Origin of the sequence: Amycolatopsis sp. lyj-109 (assembly GCF_046548995.1) — a bacterium.
Classification (GTDB): Bacteria; Actinomycetota; Actinomycetes; order Mycobacteriales; family Pseudonocardiaceae; genus Amycolatopsis.
Genome location: NZ_JAJPWR010000032.1, coordinates 33765 through 50220, shown reverse-complemented (window position 1 = coordinate 50220; position 16456 = coordinate 33765). Strand labels below are relative to the sequence as shown.

At 71.6% G+C, this 16456-nt stretch carries 20 protein-coding genes; 8 read left to right on the top strand and 12 right to left on the bottom strand.

What is annotated here, in order from left to right; translation table 11 throughout:
* Positions 1 to 50 precede the first annotated feature (50 nt).
* Entirely contained in the window at positions 51 to 1838 is a 1788-nt protein-coding gene (gene ctaD / locus ACLJQF_RS42835; protein ID WP_410616046.1) for a cytochrome c oxidase subunit I, read from the bottom strand.
* A gap of 134 nt (positions 1839 to 1972) precedes the next feature.
* Between ctaD and ACLJQF_RS42830 the strand changes: the two genes are divergently transcribed.
* A complete protein-coding gene (locus tag ACLJQF_RS42830) occupies positions 1973 to 2788 on the top strand; it encodes a phosphotransferase family protein (RefSeq protein ID WP_410616045.1) in 816 nt (271 codons plus the stop codon).
* Here the strand turns inward: ACLJQF_RS42830 and ACLJQF_RS42825 are convergent.
* Positions 2776 to 3537: an alpha/beta fold hydrolase gene (locus ACLJQF_RS42825; RefSeq protein ID WP_410616044.1), complete on the bottom strand. Its 762-nt coding sequence runs from the start codon at positions 3535 to 3537 to the stop codon at positions 2776 to 2778. The two genes, ACLJQF_RS42830 and ACLJQF_RS42825, sit on opposite strands and share 13 nt — an antisense overlap.
* On the opposite strand from ACLJQF_RS42825, the gene ACLJQF_RS42820 reads away from it, so the two are divergent.
* A complete protein-coding gene (locus ACLJQF_RS42820; protein ID WP_410616043.1) occupies positions 3536 to 4075 on the top strand; it encodes a GNAT family N-acetyltransferase in 540 nt (179 codons plus the stop codon). The genes ACLJQF_RS42825 and ACLJQF_RS42820 overlap by 2 nt on opposite strands.
* A 34-nt stretch (positions 4076 to 4109) precedes the next feature.
* Here the strand turns inward: ACLJQF_RS42820 and ACLJQF_RS42815 are convergent, their stop codons facing one another.
* The 3 genes from ACLJQF_RS42815 to ACLJQF_RS42805 form a co-directional block, all read right to left on the bottom strand.
* Complete coding sequence (locus tag ACLJQF_RS42815; protein ID WP_410616042.1) at positions 4110 to 4415, bottom strand: hypothetical protein; 306 nt, start codon at positions 4413 to 4415, stop codon at positions 4110 to 4112.
* A gap of 237 nt (positions 4416 to 4652) precedes the next feature.
* Positions 4653 to 5753: an NAD/NADP octopine/nopaline dehydrogenase family protein gene (locus ACLJQF_RS42810; protein WP_410616041.1), complete on the bottom strand. Its 1101-nt coding sequence runs from the start codon at positions 5751 to 5753 to the stop codon at positions 4653 to 4655.
* 96 nt (positions 5754 to 5849) lie between these two features.
* Complete coding sequence (locus ACLJQF_RS42805; RefSeq protein ID WP_410616040.1) at positions 5850 to 6974, bottom strand: alkaline phosphatase family protein; 1125 nt, start codon at positions 6972 to 6974, stop codon at positions 5850 to 5852.
* A gap of 45 nt (positions 6975 to 7019) precedes the next feature.
* Here ACLJQF_RS42805 and ACLJQF_RS42800 point away from each other — a divergent pair, with 45 nt between their 5' ends.
* Entirely contained in the window at positions 7020 to 7232 is a 213-nt protein-coding gene (locus tag ACLJQF_RS42800; protein WP_410616039.1) for an FmdB family zinc ribbon protein, read from the top strand.
* On the opposite strand, the gene ACLJQF_RS42795 is transcribed toward ACLJQF_RS42800, so the two are convergent.
* Positions 7229 to 8347, bottom strand: coding sequence for a trans-sulfuration enzyme family protein (locus tag ACLJQF_RS42795; protein WP_410616038.1), 1119 nt, complete (start codon positions 8345 to 8347; stop codon positions 7229 to 7231). The two genes, ACLJQF_RS42800 and ACLJQF_RS42795, sit on opposite strands and share 4 nt — an antisense overlap.
* A 58-nt stretch (positions 8348 to 8405) precedes the next feature.
* On the opposite strand from ACLJQF_RS42795, the gene ACLJQF_RS42790 reads away from it, so the two are divergent.
* Positions 8406 to 8882 carry an Lrp/AsnC family transcriptional regulator gene (locus tag ACLJQF_RS42790; protein ID WP_410616037.1) on the top strand — a complete coding sequence of 159 codons (477 nt, stop codon included), beginning with the start codon at positions 8406 to 8408 and terminating at the stop codon, positions 8880 to 8882.
* A gap of 2 nt (positions 8883 to 8884) precedes the next feature.
* On the opposite strand, the gene ACLJQF_RS42785 is transcribed toward ACLJQF_RS42790, so the two are convergent.
* Both ACLJQF_RS42785 and ACLJQF_RS42780 read right to left on the bottom strand, forming a co-directional pair.
* On the bottom strand, positions 8885 to 9409 hold the full coding sequence (locus ACLJQF_RS42785) for an adenylate kinase (RefSeq protein WP_410616036.1): 525 nt from the start codon (positions 9407 to 9409) through the stop codon (positions 8885 to 8887).
* Positions 9393 to 9857, bottom strand: coding sequence for an Lrp/AsnC family transcriptional regulator (locus ACLJQF_RS42780; RefSeq protein WP_410616035.1), 465 nt, complete (start codon positions 9855 to 9857; stop codon positions 9393 to 9395). The genes ACLJQF_RS42785 and ACLJQF_RS42780 overlap by 17 nt, the downstream gene beginning before the upstream one ends.
* A 93-nt stretch (positions 9858 to 9950) precedes the next feature.
* On the opposite strand from ACLJQF_RS42780, the gene ACLJQF_RS42775 reads away from it, so the two are divergent.
* From ACLJQF_RS42775 to ACLJQF_RS42760, 4 genes are all read left to right on the top strand, one after another.
* On the top strand, positions 9951 to 10793 hold the full coding sequence (locus ACLJQF_RS42775) for an LLM class flavin-dependent oxidoreductase (RefSeq protein WP_410616034.1): 843 nt from the start codon (positions 9951 to 9953) through the stop codon (positions 10791 to 10793).
* Positions 10790 to 11218 (top strand): nucleoside deaminase, encoded by a 429-nt coding sequence (locus ACLJQF_RS42770; RefSeq protein WP_410616033.1) that lies wholly within the window; start codon positions 10790 to 10792, stop codon positions 11216 to 11218. Before ACLJQF_RS42775 ends, ACLJQF_RS42770 begins: the two co-directional genes overlap by 4 nt.
* An 11-nt stretch (positions 11219 to 11229) precedes the next feature.
* Positions 11230 to 11625, top strand: a complete 396-nt coding sequence (tsaA, locus tag ACLJQF_RS42765) for a tRNA (N6-threonylcarbamoyladenosine(37)-N6)-methyltransferase TrmO (RefSeq protein ID WP_410616098.1) — start codon at positions 11230 to 11232, stop codon at positions 11623 to 11625.
* A 105-nt stretch (positions 11626 to 11730) separates the two neighbouring features.
* A complete protein-coding gene (locus ACLJQF_RS42760; protein ID WP_410616032.1) occupies positions 11731 to 12246 on the top strand; it encodes a hypothetical protein in 516 nt (171 codons plus the stop codon).
* Here ACLJQF_RS42760 and ACLJQF_RS42755 read toward each other — a convergent pair whose 3' ends face one another.
* From ACLJQF_RS42755 to dhaK, 4 genes are all read right to left on the bottom strand, one after another.
* On the bottom strand, positions 12247 to 14013 hold the full coding sequence (locus tag ACLJQF_RS42755) for a 3-hydroxyacyl-CoA dehydrogenase family protein (RefSeq protein ID WP_410616031.1): 1767 nt from the start codon (positions 14011 to 14013) through the stop codon (positions 12247 to 12249). It lies immediately after the preceding gene.
* A gap of 119 nt (positions 14014 to 14132) precedes the next feature.
* Positions 14133 to 14804, bottom strand: coding sequence for a dihydroxyacetone kinase phosphoryl donor subunit DhaM (gene dhaM / locus ACLJQF_RS42750; protein ID WP_410616030.1), 672 nt, complete (start codon positions 14802 to 14804; stop codon positions 14133 to 14135).
* Positions 14801 to 15430 (bottom strand): dihydroxyacetone kinase subunit DhaL, encoded by a 630-nt coding sequence (dhaL, locus tag ACLJQF_RS42745; protein ID WP_410616097.1) that lies wholly within the window; start codon positions 15428 to 15430, stop codon positions 14801 to 14803. The genes dhaM and dhaL overlap by 4 nt, the downstream gene beginning before the upstream one ends.
* On the bottom strand, positions 15430 to 16431 hold the full coding sequence (gene dhaK, locus ACLJQF_RS42740; RefSeq protein ID WP_410616029.1) for a dihydroxyacetone kinase subunit DhaK: 1002 nt from the start codon (positions 16429 to 16431) through the stop codon (positions 15430 to 15432). The genes dhaL and dhaK overlap by 1 nt, the downstream gene beginning before the upstream one ends.
* Between the last annotated feature and the right edge of the window lie 25 nt (positions 16432 to 16456).

The window sequence follows — 16456 nt, the reverse complement described above, 5'->3', positions numbered from 1 at the left end:
CGCGTGCCCGGCTTCACATAAGCCGGGCACGCGCTCACTCGATCAGGGGGTTACTTGTCGCCTTGCTCGCTCGCGTTGTCCTTGGAGTGGTCTCCCGGGATCACCGCTTCGGTGAGCAGCTGCGACGGCGCCGCGTGGCTGTTGACCTTCTGCTTCCCGAAGAAGCCGATCTCGCCTTCCTTGTGGATGCGCTCGATCATGTGCGGGTAGTGCAGCTCGAACGCGGGCCGCTCGGAGCGGATCCGGGGCAGCTCGGTGAAGTTGTGCCGCGGCGGCGGGCAGGAGGTCGCCCACTCGAGCGAGTTGCCGTAGCCCCACGGGTCGTCCACCGTGACGATCTCGCCGTACCGGTAGCTCTTGAAGACGTTCCAGATGAACGGGAGCGTCGAGGCACCGAGGATGTACGCGCCGATCGTGGAGATCGTGTTCAGCGTGGTGAAGCCGTCACTGGTCAGGTAGTCCGCGTACCGGCGCGGCATGCCCTCGGCGCCCAGCCAGTGCTGGACGAGGAACGTGCCGTGGAAGCCGATGAACGTGGTCCAGAAGTGCCACTTGCCGAGCTTCTCGTCCATCATCCGGCCGGTGATCTTCGGGAACCAGAAGTAGATGCCGGCGAAGGTGGCGAACACGATCGTGCCGTAGAGCACGTAGTGGAAGTGCGCGACGACGAAGTAGCTGTCCGACACGTGGAAGTCGATCGCCGGCGCGGCCAGCAGGATGCCGGTCAGGCCGCCGAAGAGGAACGTGACGATGAAGCCCATCGAGAAGATCATCGGCGTCTCGAAGGACAGCTGGCCCTTCCACATCGTGCCGATCCAGTTGAAGAACTTGATGCCGGTCGGGACGGCGATCAGGAACGTCATGAAGGAGAAGAACGGCAGCAGCACAGCGCCGGTGGCGTACATGTGGTGCGCCCACACCGCGACCGACAGCGCCGCGATGGCCAGCGTCGCCCAGACCAGGCTCTTGTAGCCGAACAGCGGCTTGCGGCTGAACACCGGGAAGATCTCCGACACGATCCCGAAGAACGGTAGCGCGACGATATAGACCTCGGGATGGCCGAAGAACCAGAACAGGTGCTGCCAGAGGATCACGCCGCCGTTTTCGGGGTCGAACACGTGCGCCCCGAGGTGCCGGTCCGCCAGCAGGCCCATCAGGGCCGCGGTCAGGATCGGGAAGGCGAGCAGGACCAGGATGCTGGTGACCAGGATGTTCCAGGTGAAGATCGGCATCCGGTACATCGTCATGCCCGGCGCGCGCAGGCAGACCACGGTGGTGATCATGTTGACCGCGCCGAGGATGGTGCCGAGACCACCGACGATCAGGCCGGAGATCCAGAGGTCGGCGCCGACGCCCGGCGAGTGGATGGCGTCCGACAGCGGGGTGTAGGCGAACCAGCCGAAGTCGGCGGCGCCACCCGGGGTCAGGAAGCCGGACATCACGATCAGGCCGCCGAAGAGGTACAGCCAGTACGAGAACGCGTTCAGCCGCGGGAAGGCGACGTCCGGCGAGCCGATCTGCAGCGGCAGCACGAAGTTCGCGAAGCCGAAGAGGATCGGCGTCGCGTACAGCAGCAGCATCACCGTGCCGTGCATGGTGAAGAGCTGGTTGTACTGCTCCTGCGAAAGGAACTGCTGCCCGGGCCGCGCCAGTTCGGTGCGGATCAGCATGGCCATCGCGCCGCCCGCCATGAAGAAGGCGAACGACGTGACCAGGTACATGATCCCGATCTGCTTGTGGTCCGTCGTGCGGAACAACCGCAGCAGGTACGAACCCTTGACCGACTCGCGCGCGGGGTACGGGCGCGTCGCGATCGGCTTGGGGGCTACGGCCGTCACTCCTGCCTCCAACACTGAAACCTTGTGGTGGTCATCGTCGCGCCACCGGGGCTCGGAAGACCCGATCCGGCGGCTTAGGGGGATCGTAGCCCTCGCTACCGACAGTCGCGCGCACCGGCTGGCAAGATCGGGGCGTGGCCGACGACTACACCCGCGCGGCGGTGCGCGCGGCCCTCGCCGTGACCGCCCGGCTGGGTCTGCCCGCCCACGATCCCGAAGTGCTCCACGAACGGTCGAACGTGCTGGTGAGGCTGGGTCCGCTGGTCGCCAGGGTGCCGGCCACGACCCGGCTGCTCCGCCCGGAACCGGCGGCCTGGCTGGCGCGGGACGTGGCGCTTTCCAGGTTCCTCACCGAACGTGGTGTGCTCGTCGTCTCACCCACCACGGATCCCCCGGCCGGCCCGCATTTCGCGGACGGTCTGCCGGTCACGCTCTGGCACCACACCCCGCACGATCCGGACCACCGGTACGCGCCGGACGTCGTCGCGCGCTCCCTCGCCGACGTGCACGCGGCCCTGCTCGAATACCCGGGTGAACTGCCCCGCCGCGGGCCTCTTTCCGAGCTCGAGGGACTCCTCGGGCGGTTCGGTCTCGACCCCCGCTTGCATGCGGAAGCCGCCCGGATCGAAGCCGCCTTGCCGGACGGCCCGGTCCGGCCGCTGCACGGCGACGCCCACCCCGGCAACCTGATCGCGACGGCGGCCGGGCCCTGCTGGCTGGACTTCGAGGACACCTGGCTGGGGCCGCTCGCCTGGGACCTCGGCATCCTGGCGCGGCAGGGCGGCCCGGAGTACCTGGCCGCCTACCCCGGTTCCGTGCCCGAGGACGCCCTTCGCGCGTGCACGCAGTTGCGAGAACTCTTCGCCGTCGCCTGGCGCTTCGTCATCGCCCAGCGGTTCCCGCACCGGCTCCCCGAAGCCCGCTCCGCGCTCGCCGCTTATTTCTCGTGAGTCGCGGGGTACCAGGACAGGATCGCCTCGACCACGCCCGCGGGGTCTTCGAGCGGGGTCAGGTGGCCGGCGTCCGGCAGCACGACGAGCGTCGCGCCGTCCATGACCTCGACGATTTCACTCGCCGAGGCGACCGGGGTGATCGGATCTTCCTCCCCCACGATGACCAGCGCCGGGATTTCCGCGTTCCGCAGCAGGTCCAGGGAGTCGGGCCGGGTGCCCAGGGCGAGCGCCGTCCAGGAGATCCCGGCGGGTGGCTGCGATTCGATGATCTCCCGGACCGTCTCGACGAGTTCGGGACGCTGCTCCCGCGTCGACGCGGCCAGCAGGTTGGGCAGGTTCGCCTCGGCGAGCCAGGTCTCGGTGCCTTCGCTCTCGACGCGGGCCGCGACGTCCAGCCGCGTCTGCGCGGCCTCGGGCGTGTCGGGCGTGGCCTTGGTGTCGATGAGCACGAGCCCGCCGATCCGCTCCGGCGCGAGCCGCAGGACCGCCATGGCGAGGTAGCCGCCCATCGAGCAGCCGCCGAGCACGACGCGGTCGAGGTCCAGCCGGTCGAGCAGGGCGACGACATCACGGGCGGCGTCTTCGAGGCTCGGTTCGCGGTCGGTCTCCGGCAGCGGCGAGCGGCCGAGCCCGCGCTGGTCCGGGGTGATCACCCGAAGGTGTGAAGCGAGGGGCTCGCGCACCGCGTTCCACATGCGGGAATCCAGGGGAAAGGCGTGGAGGAGGACCAGCGGCAATTCGGTCATGCGCGTTATTTTGTCGGACCCCCTCGCTAGCTTCGCCGATGTGTTCACCGACATCGAAACCGACCGGCTCCGGCTGCGGCCGCTCCAAGAGGCGGACAGGCAGGCGATGGTCGACATCCACACCGACCCGCGCACCAACCGCTTCCACCCCGACCCACCCGACGTCCCGCGCGCGTCGGCGATGTTCTCGGGCTGGCTGGCGCACTGGGCCGAGCACGGCTTCGGCTACCCCGCGGTCCTCGAGCGCGGCGGCTCGGAGGTGCTCGGCATGTGCGGCGTCCGGCTGCGGGAGTTCCATGGAGAGAAGGTGCTCAACCTCGGCTACCGGTTCCGGCCGTCGGCGTGGGGCAAGGGGTACGCGGTGGAGGCGGGGCGGGCGGTCCTGGAGTGGTGCGCCCGCGAGCTGCCGTCCGTGCCAGTGCTGGCGAGCGTGAGCATCGCGAACAAGCCCTCGCTGCGGGTGGCCGAGCGCCTCGGCTTCACGCAGTACACGGAGGAGCAGTACGAGGGCGCGATGTCGAGGCACTACCGGCGCTGATCGCCGGCCGATGTTTGACAACTCCAGAGCGAACTCACCGGCGGCGCTGCGGCCGCCGCCGGGCCCGGGCTTCCCAGCAGGCCCGGTGCCAGTGCCGGCGGTCGGCGACCGACCCGGTCTCGTCGGCTGGCCAGACGACGAGGTGCGGAGTCCCCGGCCGGATCTCGTGGTCACAGCCGGGACAGCGGTAGACCTTGGTGGCCTGGCTCCCGGGCACGGTCCGCACGAGCCAGTCCCCGTCCACCCCGGCCTCGGCCCGCGCCCACCCGGTGGCGGCCCCGAGGTCGCGTTCGGGCGGCCCGCCCTCCGAACGGCGGCCGGGGCGGTTACGTCGTGGCACGCCCAAACGTTAACCGCCACCCCCGCCCTCCCGCCCAGCACCCGAGTCGACCCCCCAATCACGCGAGTCGACTCTCCAATCACGCGAGTCGACCCTCCAATCACGCGAGTCGACCCTCCAATCACGCGAGTCGACCCTCCAATCACGTGTGATGACCCTCCGATCACGAGTGATGCCCGCTCAATCACCCGTGATGCCTCCCCGAGCACGGGGAGACGCCCCGGCGGCGCGCGATGCTCACGCCGCCCGCTCCGTCACCCCGCCGCCGGCGCCCAACCGGTGCAGGATCGCGTCGTGGGCAAGGCCGTCCCAGCCGAGGCGGCCGAGGGTCCGGCCGGTCCGGCGGTAGTCCTCGCCGCCGACCACGGACATGATCGTGATCGCCGCGTCGACCATCGGCGTGGCGACGCCGGCGCAGCGCGCGAGCGCCTGCAGCGGCACCAGCGTGGAGCGGATGTCCTCGGTGAGGAACCGGTGGTCGAGACTGGTCGGCGCGGCGATCGTCCGGTACGGCTGCACCGTCCGCAACGCGTCGAGCAACGTCGTGGCCGGGCAGCCGTAGTAGCGATCGAGGACCTCGGTCATGGGCAGCAGCCGGGCGCCGTAGGCGGCCGCGACGGCGGCGAACTCGGCCTCGGTGCGTTCGAGCAGGGCGATCGTCCGCGCCGAGACACCCTCGACGTAAAAAAGCAGCTCCTCGGCACGGTCGATGGTGCCAAGGTTGGCCAGGGCGATCGGCACGTGCGCGACCGCGCCGAAGTCGTGCAGGCCGCGCTCCAACGGGTTGCGCGCGATCTCCAGCATCGGGAACCACTCGCGCAGCAGTCCGGCGCGCCGGGCGACGGCGGCCTCGCTGCTGCCGGAAATGAGGTTCCAGCCCTTGGCGCCCAGCACGGTGACACCCTCGGTCCCGGACGGTCGCGCGGCGAACAGCGCATCGGTCTCCACGACGTCGATGCCCGGCGCCCCGGCGGCGGCCAGTGCGCAGGCGAACTCGACGCTCCCGCAGAGCTTGCTGGAGAACAGCGCCACCACCTGCCCCGGCCGCAGGTGCGGTGCCAGCCGGGCGGCGACCTCCGGGTAGGCGGTGGTCACAGTGGCGACCAGGACGACGGCCCGCGCACCCAGCCCGGCCGGGTCCGTGGTCACCTCCCGGAGCGGGAACCGCCCGTCGAGCACCCCGTGCGCGACGATCTCCCGGCGGCGCGCGATCTCCCCGACGGCCTCGAGATCCCGCGTGTAGAGGTGCACGGGCAGCTCCCGCGCGGCGAGGTACGCGGCCACGGCCCGTCCCTCGCCGCCCGCCCCGACGACCCCGATCCCGTCCAGCACGCTCATTCCGCCCACTCCCGTCAGCCCGGTACGCAGTGGACAGGTCGGCACCGGCAAGGCGAAAGTTCCCGCGCGTGCAAGTTCCCGAAAAACCGCTGCGCCTTACCCCTGGGCCAGCGCCAGCGGCACCAGCTGCTCGGCTTCGGTGAGCGACCCGTGCTGCCCGACCAGCGACGTCTCCACGGCCTCCGCGAGCCCCCGCACCATCCCGAACCGGTCCCGGGCCGCGGCGACGACGTCGCCGATGCGCGGCAGCACCCGGTCGCTCACGGTGTGCCCGAACCAGCCCGCCGCGACAGCCTCCTCGCGCGAGCGCACCCAGGCCCGCTCGCCCAGCACCTCCCGCCAGGCCGCGAGGACGTCCGCGGCCGCGCCCGGCTCGGTGTAGACGTGCCGGGCCCGGACCTCGCCCCCGAACGTCCGGACGCCGGCCAGCAGCTCCGGGGCGTCTTCGAGGTCGAGCTTGTCGTCGACGGTCACCATCCCGTGGTCGGCCACCACCGCGAGCAGCGCGCCGGACGGCAGACCGTCCACAAGGGACTCGACGAGCCGGTCGATCTGCCGCAGCTGCATCCGCCAGGCGGTCGAACCGGGGCCGTAGACGTGCCCCAGCAGGTCGAGTTCACTGTGGTAGGCGTAGCAGAACGCGCGCCCGTCGAGCACCGACAACGTCCTCGCGGCGAGGTCGCCCAGCGCGTGGACCCCGGCGTACCGGGCCCCGCTCTGGGTGGCCAGGGTCAAGGCCGTGTCGCGGAACTGGGCGGAAGACACCACGGCGGCGTCGATGCCCGCCGCGGCGGCGCGCTCGAACGTCGTCGGCAGCGGCTGCACCTCGCGGGGCGGGAGGGCGCCACGCAGATCGCTGCCGTCTTCGTGGCTGCACCAGCGCAACGCGTTGAGCACGCCGGTGCCGGGCATTTCGAAGGTGTAGCCGACCATCCCGTGCTCGCCCGACGCGAGCCCGGTGCCGATCGCGGCGACCCCGGCGGCCGTCGTCGACGGGAAGCCCACGCGCAGCGATTCGCGGGCGAGCTCGGTCAGCACCGGGGCGTCCGCCGCGTGCTCGGCGAGCAGCTCCCAGCCGAGCCCGTCGACGAGCAGCACGCCGGCGCTGCGTGCCTCCGGCAAGGCCAGTGAGTTCCCGCAGCCGGGCACCCCGAGCGCGGCGAGCAGGGACGGGACGACCTGGCCGAGGTGCGGGACGTCGGCGAGCGAGGGCGGCTGCACGCGCCCAGCTTCCCATCCCCGGGCGCCACCGGCGATAATCGCGGCATGCCGACCTACGCCTACCGCTGCCGCGAGTGCACCGAGACGTTCGAGCTCCTGCGCCCGATGAGCGAATCCGGCGCGCCGGCGAGCTGCCCGGAGGGCCACGCCGACACCGTCAAGCTGCTCACCACGGTCGCCCTCACCGGGTCCGCGAGCGGTCCCGCGGCCCCGGCCGGCGGTGGCGGTGGCTGCTGCGGCGGCGGTTGCTGCGGCTAACGCGCCTTCAGCGCCTGCTCCAGGTCGGCCCACAGGTCCTCGACGTCTTCGAGGCCGGCGGACAGCCGGATCAGCTGGTCGGACACCCCGGCGCCGTGGCGGTCGCCCTCGTCGACGATCCGGTGGCTGATCGAGCCCGGGTGCTGGATCAGCGTGTCGACGCTGCCCAGGCTGACGGCCGGCGTGATCAGCCGGACGGCCCCGATCAGGGCGTGCGGGTCGCCCTCGACCTCGAACGCCACCAGCGGGCCGCCGATCCGCGGGTAGTGGACGGCGGTCACGGCCGAGTGTTCGCCGAGCCGTGCCGCCAGGGTCGCCGCCGTCGCGGACGCCGCGCCGACCCGCAGCGGCAGCGTGGAAAGCCCGCGCAGCAACAGGTATCCGGCAAGCGGGTGCAGCACACCGCCGGTGGCGAAGCGGATCTGGCGCAGCCGGGCGGCCTCCTCGGCGTCGCACGCGACGATCCCGCCCATCACGTCGCCGTGGCCGCCGAGGAACTTCGTCGCGCTGTGCAGCACGATCCGCGCGCCGTGGCGGCCCGGGCGCTGGAGCACCGGGGTCGCGAACGTGTTGTCCACCAGGAGCGGCACCTCCCCGCAGGCACGAGCCAGCTCCGCGATGTCGGCCTCGGCCAGGGTCGGGTTCGCCGGCGTCTCGACGAACACCAGCCCGGTGTCGGGCCGCAGCGCGGCGGCGACGGCATCGGGCGCGGCCCAGGTGACCTCCGTGCCGAGCAGCCCGGACTCGAGCAGGTGGTCGCTGCAGCCGTACAGCGGGCGCACCGCGACGACGTGCCGTTTCCCCCGCGCCACCGCGGAAAGCAGGCAGGCCGAGACGGCGGCCATGCCGCTGGCGAACGCGACCCCGTGGTCGAAGCCTTCGAGCTCGGCGAGCGCCCGCTCGAACCGTTCTACGGTCGGGTTGCCCACCCGGCCGTAGATCGGCGGGCCGTCGAGTTCGGCGCCGGCGGCGAAGGCGTCGATCCGGGCGGCTTCGGCGGCACTGTCGCGGGACGGGTAGGTCGTGGACAGGTCGAGCGGAGCGGCGTGCACGCCGAGGTCCGTGAGATCGTCACGGCCGGCGTGGACGGCTCGCGTGCGCAGCGAGGAGGTCATGGCTGCATGGTCGGGCTTTCGCCGGACCAGGAGCAACAGTCTCGGATATCATTCGGCGATGTCCGCTTCCGTCGAACTGAGTCCGGTCGATCTCGAAATCCTGCGCCTCCTGCAGAACGATGCCCGGATCACCAACAAGGACCTGGCGGCCGCGGTCGGCATCGCGCCGTCGACGTGCCTGGACCGCGTCGCCCGCCTGCGAGACACCGGTGTGATCACCGGGCAGCACGCGTCGGTCGACGCGGCGAAGCTGGGCCGGCCACTGGAGGCGTTCCTGTTCGTCCAGGTCCGCCCGCACCGGCGGCTGCTGGTGGACCCGTTCATCGAGCACCTGCTCTCGCTGCCGGAGGTGCGCGCGGTCTACCACCTGACCGGCCCGGACGACTTCCTCGCGCACGTCGCGACCGGCTCCGCCGGGGAGCTGCAGCGGCTGGTCCTCGACGAGCTGACCGCGCGGGACGAGGTCGCGCGCGTCCACACCAACCTGGTGTTCCAGCACTGGAGCGGCGGCCCGCTGCTGCCGCCGGGGGCCTGAGCTCAGAACGTCTCGAGCCAGCGGCGTGTCTCGCGCGGCGACGTCAGCCGGACGACGGCCGGGCCGGGTGGCTCGGCGGCCCACGCCCGGATGTGGTCCCGCTTGCGCGCGAACGACGTGAAGTGCCAGCGGATGATCGAGTCCGCGGAGAACATCTGGCGGAACGATTCGACGTTGCCGTTGCAGATCCGCCGGCGGGTCACCGCCCGCACGAACGTCCGGCGCACCAGGCGGCTCAGCGAAAGCCAGCGCGGGTAGTCGAGGCCCACGATCAGCTGAGTGCGCGGCAGGACGATGTCCTGCCACTTGCTGTAGACGGCGTCGAGGACCCAGCGCTCCCCCGCGCACACCTCGGCGACCCGGCGGCGCTGTTCCTCGTCGGGGGTGCCGATCCAGCCCGGCTGCCAGCCGATGTCGTCCGCGGCGTGGTAGGGCAGGCCGGTGCGCTCGGCGATCCGGGCCGCGAGCGTCGACTTGCCCGAGCCGGTCACCCCGACGACGACGATGCGGTCAGGCCTCGAGGTCACGGGCGGGCTCCCGTGGTGCGTGGTAGGGCAGGGTCTGGCTGTAGACGAGGTTCGTGGTCGTGCTGCCGAACTGGCACAGCTCGTCCACCGTGCGCTCGAGGTGAGCCATGGAGGCCGCGGCGATCTTGAGCGTGTAGCAGTCGTCGCCGGTGGTGCGCAGGCATTCGAGGATCTCCGAGCGCTCGGCGAGCAGCTTGTGCAACGGCTCGTGCCGGCTGCCCGGGTACTTGAGCCGGACCACGGCGAGCACCGGGTAGCCGACCTTGCCGAGGTCGATTTCCGCGCGGTAGCCGCTGATCACGCCGGCGGTCTCGAGCCGCCGGAGCCGTTCGGTTGCCGCGGACGCGCTGAGGTTCACCCGGCGGCCGAGCTCAGTGAGTGGCAGCCGGGCGTCGCGCTGGAGCTCGGTCAGGATGGCCCAGTCCGTCGGATCGAGACTCTCGGTCATTCCTCGAACATACCGTGGGATCCACGGCCGACCGGGCCGAACGCCGTGGACAATCCCTTCCGGATTCGGGCAAAACGTCGATAGCCTTTCCCGGTGAAGATCGGCGTGAACGTCCCCAATTTCGGGCCCGGCACGAACCCGGGCGTCCTGCGCGCCTGGGCGCAGACGGTGGAAGGCCTCGGCTACGACCTGCTGATGGTGTCCGACCACATCGCCATCACGCCGGACGTCGCCGGGCAGTACCCAGCGCCGTTCTACGAGCCGTTCACGACGTTGTCGTGGCTGGCCGGGGTGACGCAGCGGGTGCGGCTGGGCACCACGGTGCTCGTGGTGCCGTACCGGCATCCCCTGCTGGTGGCGCGGATGGCGGCGAACCTCGACGAGCTCAGCGGCGGCGGACGGCTCGTGCTCGGCGCCGGGATCGGCTGGGCGAAGCAGGAGTTCGACGCGCTGGGCGTGCCGTTCGAGCAGCGCGGCAAGCTCACCAGCGAATACCTGCGCACGATCCGCGCCGCGTGGGCCGAGCGCGCCGACTACCGCGTGGGGCCGATCCCGCTGTGGCTCGGCGGGCACAGCGACGCCGGGCTGCGCCGGGCGGTGGAACTCGGCGACGCTTGGCACCCGCTGCGGCTGACGCCGGCCGGGTTCCGGGAAACGCTGGGGCGCCTGGAAAAGCTGGCCGGCGACCGGCCGGTGCCTGCCTTCGCGCCGCGGATCCTGTTGCGGCTGACGGCGGCACCGGTGACCGTCCCGGAGCGGCTTGCCGGGCACGGCACCCTCGAGCAGGTCATCGACGATCTGACGCAGTTGCGAGCGCTGGGTGCGGACACCGTCGTGCTCGACCCGTTCGATTCGGACCCGGCCGAAACGCTGCGCCCGGAGGTGGCGTGGCGAGACCTCGCGGCAGTGGCCGCGTCCTGGAAGGAGAACCGGTGAAGGACACCGAAGAAACCCTGCTGCGGCGGGCGATCGAGCTCGCCCGTGAAGCGCGCGAGGAACACGGCAACCCGCCGTTCGGCTCCCTGCTGGCCGACGCCGACGGGAACATCCTGGCCGAAGACCGCAACACCTCGCTGACCGACAACGACATCACGGCCCACCCGGAACTGAAACTGGCCCGCTGGGCGGCGCAGAACCTGGCCCCGGAAGCCGCGGCGGCCACGACGATGTTCACCAGCACGCAGCCGTGCGGAATGTGCACCGGGGCGATCGAGCGGTCCGGCCTCGGCCGCGTCGTCTACGCGCTGTCGACGGAACAGTTCCTCACCCTGCGCCCGCCGCTCACCTGGGGCGAGCACAAGTTGGAGGGCCCGGCGCTGTTCGACGAGGCACGCGTGCCGGTCGAGGGCTATTACCGGTGACGAGTTACCGGGTGCGCCCGGTGGCGCGCATCGAGTCGCCCCTGACGGACCGCTCGACGGCCCCGAAGCAGGGCGACGAGGGCGCGCCGCCGTCCCGGGTGGTGTTCGAGCCGGAGTTCGCCCCGGCGGCGGCCGACCTCCGGCCCGGCGATCGCCTGGTCCTCCTGACGTGGCTGCACGAAGCGGACCGCGACGTCCAGGCGGTCCACCCGCGCGGCGACCGGGACCGCCCGAGCACCGGGGTGTTCTCGACGCGCTCACCGGACCGCCCGAACCCGATCGGCCTCCACCCGGTCACGGTGACGACGGTCGAAGGCGCCACGCTGACGGTCGCGGGTCTGGAAGCCATCGACGGCACCCCGGTGCTCGACGTGAAACCCGTCCTCGGCGAGGTGGCCGGGCGCTGAGCCGGACGATCACGATCCGGGCTCCGGGGTAACGACCACCGTTGCCCGGGCGACCTCCTCTTCGTGCGATCGGAGCAATGCCGAGCGCCAAACGGAGGAGCCGCGATGACCAGCGCATTCGAGCCCGCTCTGCCCGACCCGTGGCTGCCACCGCAGCCCCTGCCACCGGTGCGCACCAGGACGAACCTCTGGCACCTGTTCTTCGCGGGTGTGGCGGGCGCAGCTCTGGTGGGTTCCTTGTGGGTCGGCCTGGATCTGGCCCACTCGGGCTCGCCGACCGCGCCGACCGGCGGCCCGGGAACGGCGTTCGACCTCCGTGGCACGTTCACGCTGTACAGCAGCGGGTACGGCTACAGCGCGTGCGGCGGCTCCGGCGGCTACTCGGACATCACCACGGGGACGGCGGTCACCGTCTACAACGCAGCGGGAACCGTGCTCTCCCAAGGCGCGCTCGGAACCGGACGTCCGGAAGGTACCGGCACTTGCATTTTCTCACTCGCCGCACCGAAGGTGCCGGCGGGCGAGAAGTTCTACCTCGTCGAGGTGTCCCACCGGGGCCGGATCATGGTGCAGCCCGAAGACGCCCGGACCGGGAAGGTCGCACTCAGCCTCGGGCACTGATCAGTAGTCCTTGAAGCCTTTCCCGGTCTTCCGGCCCAGCCGCCCCGCGGTCACGAGGTGCTCCAGCAATGGCGCCGGCGCGAAGCCCTCCTCGCGGAACTCGTTGTACAGCGTCCGCTGGATGGCCAGGGAGACGTCGAGGCCGACGACGTCCAGCAGTTCGAACGGGCCCATCGGCAGGCCGCAGCCGACCTTCATGGCCGTGTCGATGTCGTTCGCCCCCGCGTAGTGGGCCTCCAGCATCTTCACCGCGTCGTTCAAGTACGGGAACAGCAACGCGTTGACGATGAAGCCCGCGCGGTCGCCGCAGTGCACTGCGTGCTTGCCCACCGCGGCGCAGACCGCGCTCGCCGTCGCCACCACGTCCGGGGCGGTCGCGATCGTCGACACCACTTCGACCAGCTTCATCACCGGGGCCGGGTTGAAGAAGTGGAGACCGACCACGTCGGACGGCCGGGAGGTCGCGGCCGCGCACTCGATCACCGGCAGCGAAGATGTCGTCGTCGCCAGCACCGCGCCGGGGCGGACCACCTCGTCGAGCGCGGCGAACACCGCCTGCTTGACCGACAGTTCCTCGGCCACCGCCTCGATGACCAGGTCGACGTCGGCCAGGTCCTCGAAGTCGGTGACCGGGGTGATCCGGACCAGCGCCGCCGCAGCGTCCTCTTCGGACAGTTTGCCCCTGACCACGGCCTTGTCGAGCGACTTCTTCACGCGAGCCACCGACGCCTGGGCCTTCTCCAGGCTCCGGGCGCGCAGCACGACGTCGAGGCCGCGTTTGGCGAACACCTCCGCGATGCCGGTGGCCATCGTGCCCGTCCCGACCACGCCGACTCGCGCCACCGGGCGCGGCGGGACAGAATCCACTGTGGACACCGCACCGGCGGCGACCACGTTGGGCGAGTCCGGGGCGTCGTAGGTGTAGAAGCCCCGGCCGGTCTTGCGGCCCAGCAGGCCCGCCGTGATCATCTGCTTGAGCAGTGGCGCGGGCGCGTGCAGGCGGTTGCGGGACTGGTGGTACATCGTGTCGAGGATTTCGTTCGCGGTGTCCAGCCCGATCAGGTCGAGCAGCGCGAGCGGGCCCATCGGGTAGCCGCAGCCGAAGCGCATCGCCGCGTCGAGGTCCTCGCGCGTGGCGTAACGCTGCTCGTACATCCGGACCGCGTGGTTGAGGTAGCCGAACAACAGGGCGTTGGCGATGAAGCCGGCCCGGTCGCCGATCACCACCGGCACCTTGCCGAGCCGCTCGGCGAACTCGACGACTTCGGCGACCACGTCGGGCTCGGTCACCACCGTCTTGACGATCTCGACGAGCTTCTGCACCGGCGCCGGGTTGAAGAAGTGCATGCCGACGACCTTGCCGGGCCGCGCGGTGTGCACGCCGATCTCGGTGATCGACAGGGACGACGTGTTGGACGCGAAGACCACCTCGGGCCTGGTGATCTTGTCCAGCTCCGCGAGGACGTCGGCCTTCAGCTCGAGGCTCTCCGGGATCGCCTCGATCACCAGGTCCACTTCGGACAGGTCCGACAGGGACGTGCTGTAGCGGATCCGGCCCAGCAGCGCCTCGCGCCCGGGGGCATCCAGCTTGCCGCCGGAGAGCGCCCGTTCGGTGGAGTGCTCGAGGTGGCCGCGGCCGCGGGCGACGCCGGCTTCGTCGAGCTCGACCGTGACGACGTCGAGCCCGCTGCGCGCGAGCACTTCGGCGATGCCGGCCCCCATGGTGCCCAGGCCGACCACACCGACCGTCGAGATTTCCCGCGCCATCGAGGCCTCCAGAGATGTTACTCGCCGGTAATTGGCCTCGATACTGCCACGGGCACCACCGGAAGCCCAGACGGAATCGAGTCAGTACCGCTCAAGTCACCCGGTCGGCGAGGCCGGCTTCACTCGCCGAAATTGCCGTCCACCAGCTCCTTCGCCTTCTCCAGCGCGGCGGAAGCCTGTGGGCCGCGCGCCCGCACCCGGATCCGGTCGCCCTGGCGCGCGCCGAGCGACATCAGGGCCAGGACGCTGTGGCCGTCGGCTTCCTGATCACCGAGCCGCACCGTCACCTCGGCGTCGAACTCGCTGAGCGTGCGCACCAGCACCGCGGCGGGCCGGGCGTGCAACCCGACCTTGTTGTGCAGCTCCAGTTCGACCTCGGCGGCGTCGGCCGGGGCCTCGGCGGGCGCCAGGTCCTCGGGGATACCGGCCGACGCGGCGGCTTCGGCCACCGCCGTGCGATCCTGCCCGGCCTGCGCGGCGACCGCGGCCGCGATCGCGCCCTCGACCAGCGGGCCGTCCGCGACGATCGCGGCCGACGGGTCGGCCAGCGATTCGACGGCGAGCTCGGCCGTCATCTGGGCGCTGCCCAGGTCGTAGAGCAGCACGACGCCGTCGCCGGAGTCGGCGCGCTGGGTGGCGGCGACGACCTCGTCGTAGTCCGTGCCGATCGAGCCGTCGGAGAGGCCCCCGGCCGGACGGATGGTGACGTCCGGCGCCATCTGGGCGGCCAGCTCGGCCAGGCCTTCGGCCAGCTTCGCACTGTGCGACACGAGCACGATTCCCACGCTCACCGGGCAGCCTCCGCGAACGCCCGCAGGAGCAGCGCCGAAGACCGCGCGCCGGGATCCAGGTGCCCCACGGCCCGCTCGCCGAGGTAGGACGCCCGGCCCTTCCGCGGCACCAGGTCCACAGTGGACTCCGCGCCGGTGTCGGCCGCGTCGGCCGCCGCGGTCAGCACCGCGGCGACGTCCCCGCCGTCCCCGGCCGCCTTCTCCGCGGCCGCCACCGCGGGGATCAGGGCGTCGACCATGGTCGCGTCGCCGCCCACCGCCTTGCCGCGGGCCTGGACGCCTTCGAGGCCGGCGCGCAGCGCGTCCAGCAGCGCCGGGACGTCCAGGGTGTCGACAGCGCCCAGCTTGGCCGAGGCACGCAGGAAAGCCGTGCCGTACAACGGGCCCGCGGCTCCGCCGACCTTGGAGATCAGCGTCGTCGCGACGAGCTTCAGCACCCCGCCGGGGGTGTCCGGCGGAGCCGCGTCGAGCGCCGCCACGACGGCCGTGAAGCCGCGGTTGAGGTTCTCGCCGTGGTCGCCGTCGCCGATCGCACGGTCGAGGTCGATCAGTTCCACGCGGTGCTCGGCGACCACCGCCGCGGCGGCGCGCACGGCCGCCGCGACCCCCTCGGCCGGGCAGGCCATCAGAGCCCCCACCGCAGGGCTGCGGTGTTGACCGGGGCGTCCCACAGCTCGGTCAGCTCGTCGTCCAGTTTGAGCAACGTCAGACTCATCCCCTGCATCTCGAGGCTGGTGATGTACGGGCCGACCAGCCGACGCTCGACCACGATCCCACGGTCGGCCAGCAGCCGCTCGGCGATGCCGTGGGCCAGGTAGAGCTCGACGAGCGGGGTGCCGCCCATGGAGTTGGTGAACAGCAGAACGCGGTCGCCGGATTCGAAGGGCAGGTCCGAGACAACGGCCTCGACCATCCGCGCCACCAGGGCGTCGGCCGGTTCGAGCGGGGTCCGCTCGCGGCCGGGCTCGCCGTGGATGCCGATGCCGAACTCGATCTCGTCGTCGTCGAGGTCGAAGCTGGGGGTGCCGGCGTGCGGCACGGTCGGCGCGGTGAGCGCGACGCCGATCGACCGGACCTGGCCGATCACCTTCTGTGCCAGCGCGGTGACGGCGTCGAGCGAGTCGCCGCGCTCGGCGGCGGCGCCGGTGATCTTCTCCAGCAGCACCGTGCCGCCGACCCCGCGGCGGCCCGCGGTGTAGGTCGAGTCCTTGACCGCGACGTCGTCGTCGATCACGACGCTGCGCACCTCGAGACCCTCGGCGGCGGCCAGCTCGGCGGCCGTCTCGAAGTTCAGCACGTCGCCGGTGTAGTTCTTCACGATGAGCAGCGCGCCCGCTTCGCCGGTGGTCGCGGTGACGGCGGCCTGCACCGCGTCCGGCGTCGGCGAGGTGAACACCGCGCCGGGTACCGCCGCGGCGAGCATGCCGTGGCCGACGAAGCCGCCGTGCAGCGGCTCGTGCCCGGACCCGCCGCCGGAGATGACGGCGACCTTGCCCGCGACCGGCGCGTCGGCTCTGATCACGACGTCCGGGTCGTACTGGACGCGGAGGATGTCGGCGTGTGCGGCGGCGAGCCCCCGCAGCGACTCGGCGACCACGTTCGCCGGATCGTTGATGATCTTCTTCACGGCAGCCTCCGGCACATCGGCGGGT